We start from the raw sequence: 13,681 nt of genomic DNA, 5'->3' as shown, positions 1-13,681 counted from the left end.
GACAGAAGGCCTCTTGGTCTGCTGTTTTGCTTATTTTCTGCGCGGATTGCCCGTCAGTCTTCAGGTGCACCAATGTCCAAGGCAAGCGCATGGATACGCCCAACAAGCTCTGCCCCAAGCGCTTTATGCACCGACCGGTGACGGGCAATTCTTGACATACCTTCAAAGGCTTGCGCGCGGATGTGAACGTTGAAATGGCTCTCGCCGCCTTCTTGATATTCGGCATGGCCGCGATGGCTTTCACTGTCATCCACCACCACCAGTTCTGCCGGTTCAAAAGCAGCGGACAACCGCGCATGAATTTCGTCTTTTACGCTCATTTTTTTGACCTGCCCTCTTCAATCTTGCGTCCAATAGACTAAACTTTCCGCTCCGAGTCGAAAAGGTGAGAGAATGCCGAAACCAGATCCCTTCGGATTCGATATGTCCGTGTCTTCTGCAAAGAAGAAAAACCCGCGTGGCCGCCGGGGCATGTCTGGTGAATCCACAACTTCTACACGCGTGTGCGAAATGGATGGCTGTGAGGAGCCGGGTAAGTTCCGTGCGCCCAAAGCACCGGATGTGCTGGATGAATTCCGCTGGTTCTGCAAAGACCATGTGCGTGAATATAACGCGAAGTGGAGCTTTTTTGACGGCAAGACCGAAGCCGAGATGAACGCTCAGAACTCGAAAGACAAAGTTTGGGAGCGGGAAACCAAGAAGTTCACTGATCCAGAAGCGCGCGCTTGGGCACGGCTTGGCATTGAAGACCCGCATCAGGTCTTGGGTGGAAACGCGACGCAGAACCCGGGTCGTTCGACCGGGCGACGCCTGCCCCCGACGGAACAGCGCGCGATTGATATTCTTGAGGCGGAATCGACATGGTCAAAGGCCGATATCCGTAAGGCTTATAAGAAGCTGATCAAAGTGCTGCACCCGGATATGAATGGCGGGGACCGGAGCCAAGAGGAACAGCTGCAGGAAGTTGTCTGGGCCTGGGATCAGATCAAGGACTCAAACAGTTTTAAATAAAGCACTGTGAAAAAAGCAAAAAAGGCCACTCGACAGAGTGGCCTTTTGCAGTGATGGTGACTTTAGTTTGCAGGCAAAAGCACCTTATCGATCACGTGGATTACACCGTTTGATTGCACGACGTCGGCGATGGTCACGGTCGCGATACCGCCCTGTTCGTCTTTCAGTTTGACCATGTCACCGTCCAGCATTGCAGTCAGCGTGCAACCACCTACGGTTTCAACCGCGTGCATACCGCCATCGTCGTTGATCATGCCAACAATCGCGTCTGACATCGCATTCGCAGCCACCACGTGGCAGGTCAGCACTTTGGTCAGCGCGTCTTTGTTTTCAGGTTTCAGCAGCGACTCCACCGTGCCCTCTGGCAGCGCATCAAACGCAGCGTTGACAGGAGCGAACACGGTGAATGGACCTTCGCTTTGCAAGGTTTCGACCAGTCCAGCGGCCTGAACGGCTGCGACCAGCGTTGTGTGGTCTGCAGAGTTCACCGCATTTTCAACGATGTTCATATCCGCCATCATCGGTGCACCGCCCACCATTGGGTTTTCTTTCGCGGCATGGCTGCCAGCAACAGCAGCGCCAGCAGCAAGAGTGAAGCCAAGGGTAACGGTTTTAAGAAAAGTCATTTTCGTCTCCAGTTTCTATCAATCCAACATCTTGTTGGTTGTGCATCGAATACGGAGTAAAGCGGCGGGTGGTTCACTCTTTTTCCTGATTTTCACATCACAAAGAGTTTTGGGTTAAATATTTGACTTCATTTATTTTTGCGCTATCCCGCGTGGCGTGACAGGTAGCCCACATGAAAAATGGCGCCCCCGAAGGAACGCCATTGCGCAGAGATTGGATTGTCGCGATTTTGCCGTTTTAGGCAGCCTTGAACACCAACGACGCGCCATTCAAACAATGGCGTTTGCCGGTCGGGCGTGGACCATCATCAAAGATATGGCCAAGATGGCTTCCGCAGCGGCGGCAGTGCACTTCGGTGCGCACGCGCAGCAGAATGCGGTCTGGTTGGGTGCCAACAGCATTGCGCAGGGATTTGTAAAAACTCGGCCAGCCAGTGCCGCTGTCATATTTGTGCTCTGACGAATAGAGTTCCAGATCACAGCCCCGGCAATGATAGAGGCCCTCGGCATAGTTTTTGTCCAGTGGCGAAGTAAAGGCCCGTTCGGTTCCATGTTCGCGCATAACTTTGTATTGCAGCGGCGTCAGCATGGCGCGCCATTCTGCCTCTGTCCGGGTGACTTCGAAATCTCCAGCCGCAGCGATGGCAGGCATGGCCATGCCCCCTAATGCGCCTGTAAAACCAAATGCAGCGCTGGTGCGCAAAATGTCGCGACGGTTCATATCCACGTCCTTTCTTGTTGTCTGAAAGGTTGTTTCAACGCCCCGCCATTGCAAGAAAACAACGCTCAATTCCGCGTGAGGCCTCTGCGGCGCGCCCATCAATGCTTATTTTTGAGACCATAAGTACCATTCTCGACAATCCACTCAAGTTTGCTTATGAGTCCACGCAGCGGAAAAAGCCGTTTTTTCGTCTGATCAAAGGTGGTTTCGGCGCTTTTGCCCTTTCCCTCCGGCAGGCCAACGATATTGTGGCCCGCGAAACGCATAGACACGACGCGCGATACGCAGCGAACAGAAGGATTCCGCGCCATGGCAGACGGCATGACCGACATCAACGCAAAACCGACCGAAGAAATCTCGGTTCGTGAAGTCTTTGGAATTGATACGGATATGAAGGTCAAAGGGTTTGCCGAGGCCACCGATCGTGTGCCCGCGCTGGACCCGACCTATAAGTTTGACCCCGATACCACACTGGCGATCCTCGCGGGCTTTTCCCATAACCGGCGCGTGATGATCCAAGGGTATCACGGTACAGGTAAATCGACCCACATCGAACAGGTTGCAGCGCGCCTGAACTGGCCGTCCGTGCGGGTGAACCTTGATAGCCACATCAGCCGGATCGACCTGATCGGTAAGGACGCGATCAAGCTAAAAGATGGCAAGCAGGTCACTGAATTCCACGAGGGCATCCTGCCTTGGGCACTGCGCAACCCGGTTGCGATTGTGTTTGATGAATATGATGCGGGCCGCGCGGACGTGATGTTTGTGATCCAGCGGGTACTGGAACACGACGGTAAGCTGACGCTGCTGGACCAGAATGAAATCATCACCCCGCACAAACACTTCCGCCTGTTTGCGACGGCGAACACCGTGGGTCTGGGCGACACGACAGGGCTTTACCACGGCACGCAGCAGATCAACCAAGCGCAGATGGACCGTTGGTCCTTGGTCAGCACGCTGAACTACCTGAGTATTGATGCGGAAACCAATATCGTTCTATCCAAAGCGCCCCATTACAACACCGAGGCGGGCCGCAAGAAGGTGCGCCAGATGGTGACTGTGGCCGACCTGACCCGGACGGCCTTTATGAACGGGGACCTGTCTACCGTTATGTCGCCTCGGACGGTGATCAACTGGGCGCAGAACTCTGAAATTTTCCGCGATGTGGGCTACGCGTTCCGTCTGACCTTCCTCAACAAATGTGATGAGTTGGAACGCCAGACCGTGGCAGAGTTCTATCAGCGTCTGTTTGACGAAGAACTGCCGGAAAGCGCGGCGAGCATGAGCATCGGGTGACGACCTAGGGCATTGTTAGAATGGATCGAGCATCTTTTTGGTCACTTATCGAACTCATTGAAGGTGACGGGAAAGATGACTCTTCTACAAACCTAGAGCCACTTATCTCGGAACTTTCTAAGAAATCAGGTGAGCAAATCGCTGACTTCTATGAAATGCTCGCTCAAGTTACACATGCGCTAGATACGAGTCAGCACTACAGGCGCTTCAGTTGGTTTAGAGGACACTCGGACACCTTTTTGTACACAAGATTGTCTGTTGTTGCGCAAGGTTCAAGTTTTTATCACCAAGTCCTAGAAAACCCTAAAATGTTTCCCAAAAGGTCATCTCGCTGGCTGGAAGAATTACTCTATGTTGCTGATGAAGCGTTTAGAAAATCGACGGGTGGCGAATTTGACAGAGACTCGACTGTCTGTATTGAATCGTTTTCTAACGAAAAAGGGTGGGCCAAATGAGCAAACCGTCTGACAACCCGGCCGATCCGTTTAAGAAAGCGCTGGCCGAAGCGACCAAGGTCATGGCGCATGACCCTGATCTGGCGGTGACCTATACCGTCGATCCGTCTGGTCTGTCTGGCGATCAGATGCGTCTGCCGCAAATCTCTCGTCGGATGACCCGCGATGAGGTCATGTTGGCACGCGGCACTGCAGATAGCCTTGCCCTGCACCGCCGCTATCACAATGACAGCACGTTCAATAAATACGCCCCTCCGGGTGGCAGCATGGCGCGGCAATTGTTTGAGGCGATGGAAATTGCCCGCTGCGAGGCCATGGGCGCACGCGAGATGCCGGGCACGGCTGTCAACATCGACGCCAAGATCGAAAACGAAGCGCTGGGGCGAAGGTTTGACAAGATCACCACGCCCTCTGACGCACCGCTAGATATGGCGGCGAATTACCTGATCCGCCATTTGGCGACCGGACGCGATCTGCCGCCTGCAGCGGCCAATGTGATGAACCTCTGGCGCGGTTTTATCGAACAGAACGCAGGTGGCACGCTGGATGATCTGCAAGACATGCTGTCAGACCAGGCTAAATTCGCTAAATTCGCGCGGCAGATCATTGATGACCTCGGCTATGGCGACCAGTTGGGCGATGACCCAGACGACATCGAAGACGAACAGCAGGACGAAGCCGAGGAACAGCCGGACGACGAAAACGACCCGGACAGCACAGGTCAGGACGACAACGAACAAGACGAAAGCGACGCCACGCCTGAGAGTTCGCAGGAAGAACAGCAGGACAGTTCCGAAGCGCAGGTGACGATGGACGATATGTCCGACGAAGAGATGGCCGACGACGCGGAAATGCCGGATGGCGAAGCCCCGCTTGAGCCACCTGCCCCGCAGCCGATTTCCGATGCCGACCCGGATTATCAGGTGTTCAACACCGAATTCGACGAAGAGATCATGGCCGAAGAACTGGCCGAGGTCGCTGAACTCGAACGCCTGCGGGCCTATCTTGACCAGCAGTTGGAGCCTTTGAAAGGCGCGGTCAGCCGTTTGGCCAATAAGCTGCAGCGCCGCCTGCAGGCACAGCAGAACCGCAGTTGGTCCTTTGACCAAGAGGAAGGCATCTTGGATGCGGGTCGTCTGGCACGGGTGGTCGCCAACCCGACGACGCCTTTGTCGTTCAAGGTCGAGCAGGACACCGAGTTCCGCGACACCGTGGTGACTCTGCTGCTGGACAACTCTGGGTCCATGCGCGGCCGCCCGATTTCCATTGCGGCGATCTGTGCTGATGTTCTGGCCCGCACGCTGGAGCGCTGCTCTGTTAAGGTCGAAATTCTGGGCTTTACGACGCGCGCTTGGAAAGGTGGGCAAAGCCGCGAACAATGGTTGGCCGACGGGCGTCCTCAACAGCCTGGTCGCCTGAATGACCTGCGCCATATCGTCTATAAATCGGCCGACGCCCCGTGGCGACGGACGCGGCCCAATTTGGGTCTGATGATGAAAGAGGGCCTGCTGAAAGAAAACATCGACGGTGAGGCGCTGGAATGGGCGCACCGCCGCATGGTCAGCCGCCGTGAGGCACGCAAGATCCTGATGGTGATTTCAGATGGCGCGCCGGTGGATGATTCCACGCTGTCCGTGAACCCGGCGAACTATCTGGAAAAACACCTGCGGGATGTGATCGCCATGGTGGAAAAACGCAAACAGGTGGAATTGCTGGCGATCGGGATCGGGCACGATGTGACCCGCTATTACGAGCGCGCTGTCACGATCACCGATGTCGAACAATTGGCGGGTGCAATGACCGAACAATTGGCAAGCCTGTTTGACACCGACCCACGCGCGCGCGCACGTGTGATGGGGATGCGCAGGGTCTAAGGCTGGGTTCGCTCCGCTCACGAAATATTACACTTAGCCATTGGCGGCGATATCTACTATCGCCGTTTCCATGGCTTACAACTACGATAAACTATACCGCGATACGCCTAACGCATTGGGTAGTCCGACGCCAATTTTCGTCGACTTCTTCAACACGATCAATCGCGCGCCCCAGCGCGTTTTGGATGTCGGCTGCGGCCAAGGTCGTGACGCGCTGTTCTTTGCCCGTTTAGGGCATCGTGTGGTGGGCGTTGACCTCTCCGCTAACGGCATTCGTGACCTAAGGGCGGCCGCAAAGGCTGAAAACCTACCGATTTCCGGGCTTGTGGCGGATATCACCAAGTATACCCCAGACGGCAATTTTGAGATCATCTTGATCGACCGCACGCTGCACATGCTTGACCAAACTGCGCAGCGGCATGTGCTTACAACTTTGCTGGATCACGTCACACCAAAGGGCTGGGTTCTGATTGCCGATGAAACATCCAACATCGCTGGGTTTCGACAGACTATTGCGGCACATCATTCGACCTGTTCGATACAATATGCCAAGCGCGGCTATCTTTTCCTTCAGCGACACTGATGTCAGATGCGCCGCATCTCTTTCCGCCACGTCGTGCTTTGGCGCGGGCTGGACCTGCCTCGTGCAACCAGCTAGCAATTGCCGAGCAGCAGGAGGTGTGCGCTATGTTTCAATCATATGAAAACCCGTCCGATCCCGCCCATGGGCCAGCGCGCCTAAAAGCGCTGCGCGCGGCGATGGCCGACGCGGGTGTGGACGGTTTTCTTGTCCCCCGCGCTGATGCTCATCAGGGGGAATATGTTGCGCCTCGCGATGATCGACTGGCGTGGCTGACGGGTTTTACGGGGTCTGCGGGCTTTGCCTGTGTCTTGGCGGATCAGGCGGGTGTCTTTGTCGATGGCCGCTATCGCCTGCAGGTGCGTGATCAGGTCGCAAACGTCTTCACGCCGGTTGACTGGCCAGAGGTACAATTGGCCGATTGGCTGATCGAAAATCTTCCGGGTGGAAAGGTGGCCTTTGATCCATGGCTGCACACAGTTGAACAGATCGAAAAGTTATCGCAACCCCTTGCGACCAAAGGGATCACATTGGTGCCAAGCGCCAATCTGGTGGACAGCATCTGGGACGATCAACCCGCGCCTCCGCAAGCCAAGGCCTTTGAACAACCAATTGAATTTGCGGGTGAAAGCCACAATAGCAAACGTAAGCGACTGGCTGAGGCAATCCAATCACTAGGCATGTCGGCCTTTGTTATTACCCTGCCCGACAGCCTCTGTTGGCTTTTGAACATTCGTGGTGCGGACGTTCCGAAAAACCCAGTGGTGCAGGGTTTCGCAATTCTAAAAGCCGACGCCACCGTTGCGCTTTTCATGCCACCCGAAAAATGCGCCGATCTGGGCGATCATTTGGGTGCGGACGTCACAGTGTCGCCGCCAGACGCCTTCGTTGCAGCATTGCAAGCGCTGACAGGCCCGGTCGGGCTTGAAAAGTCCTCTGCCCCGATGGCAGTGGATTCGGTCTTAGCTTCTGCGGGCACAGAAATCATCTATGCCCCCGACCCCTGTGCGCTGCCCAAAGCCTGCAAAAATACGCAGGAGCTGGCTGGCACAACAGAAGCGCATCTGCGTGATGGTGCAGCAGTTGCTGATTTTCTGGCGTGGTTTGACGACCATGCCGAAAGCGGGATCACTGAAATCGACGTGGCGCAAAAGCTGGAAGAGTGCCGGCGTGGCACCAATATGCTGCGCGATATCAGTTTTGACACCATCTCTGGAACTGGCCCCAACGGCGCTGTCATCCACTACCGTGTGACCCATGACACCAACCGCACCCTGCAAAAGAGTGAGATCATGGTGCTGGACAGCGGCGGGCAATATTCGGACGGCACCACGGATATCACCCGAACCCTGCCAATCGGTGACGTTGGCGACGCTGAAAAACGCGCCTTCACGCTGGTTTTGAAGGGCATGATCAATGTCTCGCAACTGCGTTGGCCCAAGGGCCTTGCCGGGCGTGACTTAGAAGCGTTTGGCCGCCGCCCACTGTGGCTGGCGGGCATGGATTTTGACCACGGCTTGGGCCATGGCGTTGGCGTTTACCTGAGCGTCCATGAAGGCCCCCAGCGCCTGAGCAAGATCAGCCATGTACCGCTGGAACAGGGTATGATCCTGTCCAACGAACCGGGCTACTATAAGCCGGGGCAATTTGGCATTCGCATTGAGAACCTTGTTGTGGTAGAGGATGCCCCAGCATTGGAAGGTGGCGATGATCATCGTCAGATGTTGCGGTTCCGCACATTGACCTATGCGCCAATTGACCGGCGTTTGATCCTGCCTGACATGCTGACCCCGGATGAACGGGATTGGCTGAATGCCTACCATCAGGAGTGTCTGAACCGGCTGTCGCCGCGCGTCAAACCGCAAACACGGGATTGGCTGACGCAGGCAACACACCCGATTTGACATATTCCTGTAACAGTTTGCCCGTCATAGGGCGTGACGTACTTTGAGGACCGAGGAGATCGACATGAGCAGCTATATCACAATCCGTAAGGCGCCAGGAAAATGGTCCGTGCGCGCTGGCGGGGCCGTTCTTGGCGAGACAGCCAATGCGCTGGAATTGACCGAGGGGGATTACCCATCAGTGATCTATTTCCCACGTGAAGACATCGCCATGGCTTTCTTGGACGAAAGCGATCACACCACGACCTGCCCACATAAGGGTGACGCGAGCTACTTTTCCATCGTGACCAAAAGCACGACATTGCAAAATGCCGCCTGGAGCTATGAGAACCCCAAAGAAGAGGTCGCGCGCATCAAGGGCTATCTGGCGTTCTATGTGAACGACAAGCTGGCGGTAGAGCAGCTCTGATCCCAAGGCATAGGCCAAAGCATTGACGAAAGGGGCCTTTGTGACCCCTTTTTAGTTGACGGTAAGTGAAAGTTGCTATGAAGGCGCAGGTACCAAAGACATCCAAGGTGCAGGCTTCAACTCTGTTGATCCTCGCGCTTTGGTTTGCCGGGCTGGGCGCGGCAGGACAGTTTGCCAAGATTTCCGTCTCATTCCCGGAATTGACCGCTGTATATGACGTTTCCGAAACAAAACTTGGGTTGATTGTCTCGGTTGTCAGCCTGACGGGCGTGCTCTTTGGCATGACCGCGGCGCAGCTTGTGGCCAATATCGGATTTCGCCGCATGCTTTTGTGGGCGATGGTTGGCGGCGCGGCGATGTCAGTGCTGCAGGCGGCGCTGCCCGCTTACCCTGTCATGCTGACGAGCCGGATCCTTGAGGGCCTCACGCATCTGGCAATAACGGTCTGCGCGCCAACCCTGATCGGCATTCTCAGCTCGGACCGCATGCGCCCAATCTATATGGCCTTGTGGAGCACATTTTTCAGCGTGTCTTACGCGGTTATTGCGTGGATTGGACCAAGCCTGATCGCGAACCAAGGCGCGGGCGCGCTTTATGCGGGGCACGCGGCTTATATGGCGGTGATGGCGCTGGTGCTTTATCGGTTGGTGCCTGCCGGCGTAGTGCCCAAGCGACCTATTCCCAGCGCTGCTGAAATTCTTAGGCGGCACCTTCGTGCCTATGGTTCTGCACATGAATTTGCGCCAGCGCTCGGCTGGCTTTTTTACACGCTGACATTTGTGTCGGTCCTAACCTTGATCCCACAATTCATTCCGCCTGAACACCGGACCACGCTTGTTCCGCTGCTGCCGATGGCGAGCATAGCAACCTCGTTGACACTGGGTGCAATCTTGCTGCGTGTCATGCCAGCGGCCACGCTGGTGCAGATCGGTTTTGCCAGCAGCGCCGTCTGCGCCGTTCTTTTACAGGTCCTGCCCTATTTGCCGCTGACCTATGTGGCGATGTTTGCCTGTCTGGGGCTGGTGCAATCGGCGAGTTTCTCGGCCATCCCTCAGATCAACCCGACGCCTGACAGCCAAGCTATTGCCCACGGCGGCATGTCGCAGATGGGCAATCTGGGCAACCTTTTGGGCACGCCTGTGATGCTGCTGTCCACCGGGGCATTTGGCACGCGAGGGGCAATGGTGATGCTGATTTTGTGCTATGTCGCAGGCTTCACGGCTCATGCGCTGCTGGCGATGAAACGCCGCGCAGCCGTCTGAGGCGATCAGGAATGTTCCTCGGCAGCGGTCTCTGCAAGGGCTTTGTTATAGGCCTTAAGCGCATCAACGTGATGCACCGCGCCAAGCAGTTCGGGGCCTTCGCCCTCGCCCCGCAGCTTCACCACCGGTACAAACGGGGCGGAGGCTGTATCGAACATAGGCATAACCCCCTCTAGCGTCGTATGCGGGTGGGTGTAGATGCCTCGCTCAACCAGCTCCCAACAGGCGGCTTCCGTTGCGCCCTTTTCTTCATCGACGTTCCGCATGATCGACGAAATCATGCAGGTCCCCAGAAGATAGGCCTGCGGCCCAGCGGCAATATGAATGCCGCGCCGTTCAAGCTGCGTCAGGAAGAATGACCGATCCACAAGCCGTGACCCAAGGGCTGTAGAAATCGACACTGTGACCATCACTGCCAGCCCGGTCTGCCAGTCGCCGGTCAGTTCAAAGACAATCAGCGTGGTGGAAATCGGCGCGCCCAGAACAGCCGCCGCGACGCCTCCCATGCCCGCCAAAGCATACAGTGTGATGGAGCCTGAAACGTCGGGGAAAATAGAGGTGGCGATCAGGCCAAAGGCCAGCCCGGTCAGCGCACCGATCATCAAAGCGGGTGAAAACACACCGCCGCCCATGCGCCCGGCCATTGTCACCGCCACAGCGATGATCTTGAGTACAACAAAAACAATCGCCTCATGCATCAACAACTCGCCCGTCAGCGCGGCAGAGGTCGTTTCGTAGCCCACGCCAATGATATGCGGGAACCAGATCGCCAGCGCCCCGAGCATAGCGCCAGAGACCACAGGCCGCATCCAACGCTTGAGCGGTGTGTAGGTCATGATCTGGTTGCCAATATCCTCGGCCCAAAAAATCGTCCACATTAGGGCAACAGCAACGAAGCCACAGAGGCCGCCCAGCAGAAGAAAGGCAGGGAGTTCTTGATAGAAGGCGAGTGCTGAACCGGTGGGCAGCACAAATTCGGTCACATTGCCGAACTCTAACCGGTTGATGACCGTGCCTGCGACAGAGGCAATGACGATTGGCGCAAAGGCATGCACAGCAAAATGGCGCAGAACAACCTCAAGCGCAAACAACGCGCCAGCAATGGGCGCATTGAACGAAGCAGAGACCGCCGCAGCGACAGCGCAACCCAGCAAGTCGCGGCCCGTTATCCCGTTGGCGTGGATCTTTTCGCTGACCCAAGTGGAAATCACGGCCGCCATATGCACCACTGGCCCTTCCCGTCCGGTGGAGCCGCCAGAACTGAGCGTAATCAGGGACGCGACGGCAGACACCAACCCTTCACGTATGCTGACACGGCCTTCGTGGATGGCCGCGCCTTCGATCACATCGGCAGGGCCTTGGGCACGGGCATCTTGTGAAAAGCGATCCAGCAGCAGCCCAACCACAAGCCCACCCGCGATCGGAACAAAGAAGATCCAATACCATGGCAGGGTTTCCGCGAAAGAATGCAGGCGGTTGATATTCTCGGTGCCATAAATCGTGCTTTGCAGCCATTCGATGGCCTTGCGAAACAACAGTGCAGCAAAGCCCGAGGCCAGCCCGATCAACAGCGCAATCAGCCAGAATTGGAATTTGCTCGGCCCGTTTTTGCGCAGCACCTGCCAGCCGCCACGACATGTCCGGCCAGCTTGCCGAGCGCTGTCTACCAGAAATGATCCGAGTGGATGGGCCATCTCACCCCAAGTCGCAGATTAGACCTCAGCTTTAGGCGCTTGTTTCAGAAAGGGAAAGCCCTTGTGGGTCAAACGCGTGTCACATCTTATTGCGCGTTGCAAAATTGGGCGATTATGAAGTGACAAGAAGTATTGCAATGCCGGGCTGAAGCCCGACCTACGTCAACCCATTTATCCAGCCAAAAGGGCTTCGGCGGCACTGCGGGCTTGCTCCGTGACTTTGTCGCCTGAAATCATCCGCGCGATCTCGTCGACACGGTCCACGTCGTCCAAGGGCGTGACGGTCGACAGCGTTGTTTCACCGTTCACCCGTTTCTCGACGCGCCAATGGTGTGCGCCCAGGGCTGCGACCTGCGGGCTGTGCGTGACAACCAACACCTGCCCGTTTTCAGATAGCGCCGACAACCGCCGCCCGACAGCATCCGCCGTGGCCCCGCCGACACCACGGTCGATCTCATCAAAGATCATGGTTGTGTTGCGGTCATCCGACGTCAGGCAGACTTTCAACGCCAAAAGAAAGCGGCTGAGTTCACCACCAGAGGCAATCTTGGCCAAAGGCCCAGAGGGCGCGCCGGGGTTGGTTGCAACCGTAAAGGACACCGCGTCCTTGCCTTCCGGACCGGCGCTTTCGACGTCGATCTGCGTGGAAAAAACTGCGCGCTCCATCTTGAGTGGCGCGAGTTCGGCCATCACTGCCTTATCCAATGATTTGGCAGCCTTTTGGCGCGCCTTGGTCAGCTTGTCCGCCAAGGCATCAAAATCCGCTTCGGCCTTTGTAACCGCCGTCGTCAGCGCGCTGATCTCACCTTCTCCCGCGTCCAGCGCGGCCATCTTGGCGCGCAGGTCTTCGGCAAAAGCATTCAATGCATCCGGCGCAACACCGTGTTTGCGTGCCAACCCGCGAATGGCAAAGAGGCGCTCCTCGGTCTGTTCCAGCTCAAAAGGGTCAAAATCAAGCGCATCCATGCAGCGTTCGACCCCGGCGACCGCGTCCCCCAGTTCAGACAAGGCCCGCCCTAGCGCGGCGAGCGGTTCATCCAACTGGGTCTCAACCGAAGACGCCGCGCCTTCGAGCCAGCGCAGGGCGTCACCCATCGCGCCTTCTGCGCCTTCGTAGCCCAAGGCAACATGGGCGCGGCTGACGTCCTCTTTAATCTTCTCCGACGCCTGCATCAGGCGACGGCGACTATCCAATTCGCCTTCTTCGCCGGGCTGCGGATCAAGCGCATCAAGTTCGGCAACGGAGTGGCGCAGGAACTCTTCTTCGTCTTGCACAGATTTCAACGCGGCTTGAGCCGTTCGCAAAGACTTGCGCGCGGCACTGAGCGCAGACCAAGCAGCACGGGTTTCCGCCAACAAAGGCGCGAGGTCGCCGAATTGATCCAGCAAGGCGCGGTGCCCGCGACTGTCCAGCAGACCTCTGTCGTCATGCTGCCCGTGCAGTTCCACAAGTGTTTCAGAAAGCGCCCGCAGCACCTCACCCGAACAGCGCCGGTCATTGACCCAAGCCGTCTTGCGCCCGTCTTTGCGGTTGATCCGTCGCAGGATCAGCTCTTCACCGCTTGGCAATCCTGCCTCATCAAGAATGGCATGCGCCGGGTGGCCCTCTGGCAGGTGAAATTCAGCAACAACCTCGCCCTGTTCTGCGCCCGACCGCACCAGTTCAGCGCGACCCCGCCACCCAAGAACAAAGCCAAGCGAATCCAAAAGGATCGACTTGCCCGCCCCGGTTTCCCCGGTCAGCACGTTCAGACCTGGCTGAAAATTCAGCTCTAGGTGGTCAATAATCAGCAGATCCCGGATTTCCAGCGCACGCAGCATCAGAGCACCAACATGTTACGGGTTTTCA

The 13,681-nt window shown here is 56.8% G+C and carries 13 protein-coding genes; 8 read left to right on the top strand and 5 right to left on the bottom strand.

What is annotated here, in order from left to right; genetic code table 11:
• Positions 1–53: 53 nt before the first annotated feature.
• Positions 54–320 carry a BolA family protein gene (locus BUA39_RS14905; protein ID WP_072794013.1) on the bottom strand — a complete coding sequence of 89 codons (267 nt, stop codon included), beginning with the start codon at positions 318–320 and terminating at the stop codon, positions 54–56.
• Positions 321–393: 73 nt separating this feature from the next.
• On the opposite strand from BUA39_RS14905, the gene BUA39_RS14900 reads away from it, so the two are divergent.
• Entirely contained in the window at positions 394–1,011 is a 618-nt protein-coding gene (locus BUA39_RS14900; protein WP_072794012.1) for a J domain-containing protein, read from the top strand.
• 62 nt (positions 1,012–1,073) lie between these two features.
• Here BUA39_RS14900 and BUA39_RS14895 read toward each other — a convergent pair whose 3' ends face one another.
• Together BUA39_RS14895 and msrB are read right to left on the bottom strand one after the other, a co-directional pair.
• The gene (locus BUA39_RS14895) at positions 1,074–1,637 is read right to left on the bottom strand and encodes a fasciclin domain-containing protein (protein ID WP_072794011.1); all 564 of its coding nucleotides are present in this window, start codon (positions 1,635–1,637) and stop codon (positions 1,074–1,076) included.
• 238 nt (positions 1,638–1,875) lie between these two features.
• The gene (msrB, locus tag BUA39_RS14890) at positions 1,876–2,358 is read right to left on the bottom strand and encodes a peptide-methionine (R)-S-oxide reductase MsrB (RefSeq protein ID WP_072794052.1); all 483 of its coding nucleotides are present in this window, start codon (positions 2,356–2,358) and stop codon (positions 1,876–1,878) included.
• A gap of 309 nt (positions 2,359–2,667) precedes the next feature.
• Here msrB and cobS point away from each other — a divergent pair, with 309 nt between their 5' ends.
• The 7 genes from cobS (at position 2,668) to BUA39_RS14850 (ending at position 10,138) form a co-directional block, all read left to right on the top strand.
• The gene (cobS, locus tag BUA39_RS14880; protein ID WP_072794009.1) at positions 2,668–3,654 is read left to right on the top strand and encodes a cobaltochelatase subunit CobS; all 987 of its coding nucleotides are present in this window, start codon (positions 2,668–2,670) and stop codon (positions 3,652–3,654) included.
• Positions 3,655–3,674: 20 nt separating this feature from the next.
• Positions 3,675–4,109 carry a DUF4240 domain-containing protein gene (locus BUA39_RS14875; protein WP_072794008.1) on the top strand — a complete coding sequence of 145 codons (435 nt, stop codon included), beginning with the start codon at positions 3,675–3,677 and terminating at the stop codon, positions 4,107–4,109.
• The gene (gene cobT / locus BUA39_RS14870; protein WP_072794007.1) at positions 4,106–5,983 is read left to right on the top strand and encodes a cobaltochelatase subunit CobT; all 1,878 of its coding nucleotides are present in this window, start codon (positions 4,106–4,108) and stop codon (positions 5,981–5,983) included. Before BUA39_RS14875 ends, cobT begins: the two co-directional genes overlap by 4 nt.
• 70 nt (positions 5,984–6,053) lie before the next feature.
• Complete coding sequence (locus tag BUA39_RS14865; protein WP_072794006.1) at positions 6,054–6,566, top strand: class I SAM-dependent methyltransferase; 513 nt, start codon at positions 6,054–6,056, stop codon at positions 6,564–6,566.
• A 104-nt stretch (positions 6,567–6,670) separates the two neighbouring features.
• Positions 6,671–8,467 carry an aminopeptidase P family protein gene (locus BUA39_RS14860; protein WP_072794005.1) on the top strand — a complete coding sequence of 599 codons (1,797 nt, stop codon included), beginning with the start codon at positions 6,671–6,673 and terminating at the stop codon, positions 8,465–8,467.
• A 64-nt stretch (positions 8,468–8,531) separates the two neighbouring features.
• Positions 8,532–8,876, top strand: coding sequence for a DUF427 domain-containing protein (locus BUA39_RS14855; protein WP_072794004.1), 345 nt, complete (start codon positions 8,532–8,534; stop codon positions 8,874–8,876).
• 77 nt (positions 8,877–8,953) lie between these two features.
• Positions 8,954–10,138 carry an MFS transporter gene (locus BUA39_RS14850; RefSeq protein WP_072794003.1) on the top strand — a complete coding sequence of 395 codons (1,185 nt, stop codon included), beginning with the start codon at positions 8,954–8,956 and terminating at the stop codon, positions 10,136–10,138.
• A 5-nt stretch (positions 10,139–10,143) separates the two neighbouring features.
• On the opposite strand, the gene BUA39_RS14845 is transcribed toward BUA39_RS14850, so the two are convergent.
• Together BUA39_RS14845 and recN are read right to left on the bottom strand one after the other, a co-directional pair.
• On the bottom strand, positions 10,144–11,832 hold the full coding sequence (locus BUA39_RS14845; protein WP_072794002.1) for a chloride channel protein: 1,689 nt from the start codon (positions 11,830–11,832) through the stop codon (positions 10,144–10,146).
• A 171-nt stretch (positions 11,833–12,003) separates the two neighbouring features.
• Positions 12,004–13,653: a DNA repair protein RecN gene (recN, locus tag BUA39_RS14840; RefSeq protein ID WP_072794001.1), complete on the bottom strand. Its 1,650-nt coding sequence runs from the start codon at positions 13,651–13,653 to the stop codon at positions 12,004–12,006.
• Between the last annotated feature and the right edge of the window lie 28 nt (positions 13,654–13,681).

The sequence above is a fragment of the Cognatishimia maritima genome, from assembly GCF_900129685.1.
Taxonomy (GTDB): Bacteria; Pseudomonadota; Alphaproteobacteria; order Rhodobacterales; family Rhodobacteraceae; genus Cognatishimia; species Cognatishimia maritima.
The sequence above is the reverse complement of the archived record's forward strand: the minus strand, read 5'-3'. Positions and strand labels throughout refer to the sequence as shown.

Coding starts and splice junctions, on each gene's coding strand:
- BUA39_RS14905 (WP_072794013.1), bottom strand. CDS start 320: ATGAGCGTAAAAGACGAAATTCATGCGCGGTTGTCCGCTGCTTTTGAA.
- BUA39_RS14900 (WP_072794012.1), top strand. CDS start 394: ATGCCGAAACCAGATCCCTTCGGATTCGATATGTCCGTGTCTTCTGCA.
- BUA39_RS14895 (WP_072794011.1), bottom strand. CDS start 1,637: ATGACTTTTCTTAAAACCGTTACCCTTGGCTTCACTCTTGCTGCTGGC.
- msrB (WP_072794052.1), bottom strand. CDS start 2,358: ATGAACCGTCGCGACATTTTGCGCACCAGCGCTGCATTTGGTTTTACA.
- cobS (WP_072794009.1), top strand. CDS start 2,668: ATGGCAGACGGCATGACCGACATCAACGCAAAACCGACCGAAGAAATC.
- BUA39_RS14875 (WP_072794008.1), top strand. CDS start 3,675: ATGGATCGAGCATCTTTTTGGTCACTTATCGAACTCATTGAAGGTGAC.
- cobT (WP_072794007.1), top strand. CDS start 4,106: ATGAGCAAACCGTCTGACAACCCGGCCGATCCGTTTAAGAAAGCGCTG.
- BUA39_RS14865 (WP_072794006.1), top strand. CDS start 6,054: ATGGCTTACAACTACGATAAACTATACCGCGATACGCCTAACGCATTG.
- BUA39_RS14860 (WP_072794005.1), top strand. CDS start 6,671: ATGTTTCAATCATATGAAAACCCGTCCGATCCCGCCCATGGGCCAGCG.
- BUA39_RS14855 (WP_072794004.1), top strand. CDS start 8,532: ATGAGCAGCTATATCACAATCCGTAAGGCGCCAGGAAAATGGTCCGTG.
- BUA39_RS14850 (WP_072794003.1), top strand. CDS start 8,954: ATGAAGGCGCAGGTACCAAAGACATCCAAGGTGCAGGCTTCAACTCTG.
- BUA39_RS14845 (WP_072794002.1), bottom strand. CDS start 11,832: ATGGCCCATCCACTCGGATCATTTCTGGTAGACAGCGCTCGGCAAGCT.
- recN (WP_072794001.1), bottom strand. CDS start 13,653: ATGCTGCGTGCGCTGGAAATCCGGGATCTGCTGATTATTGACCACCTA.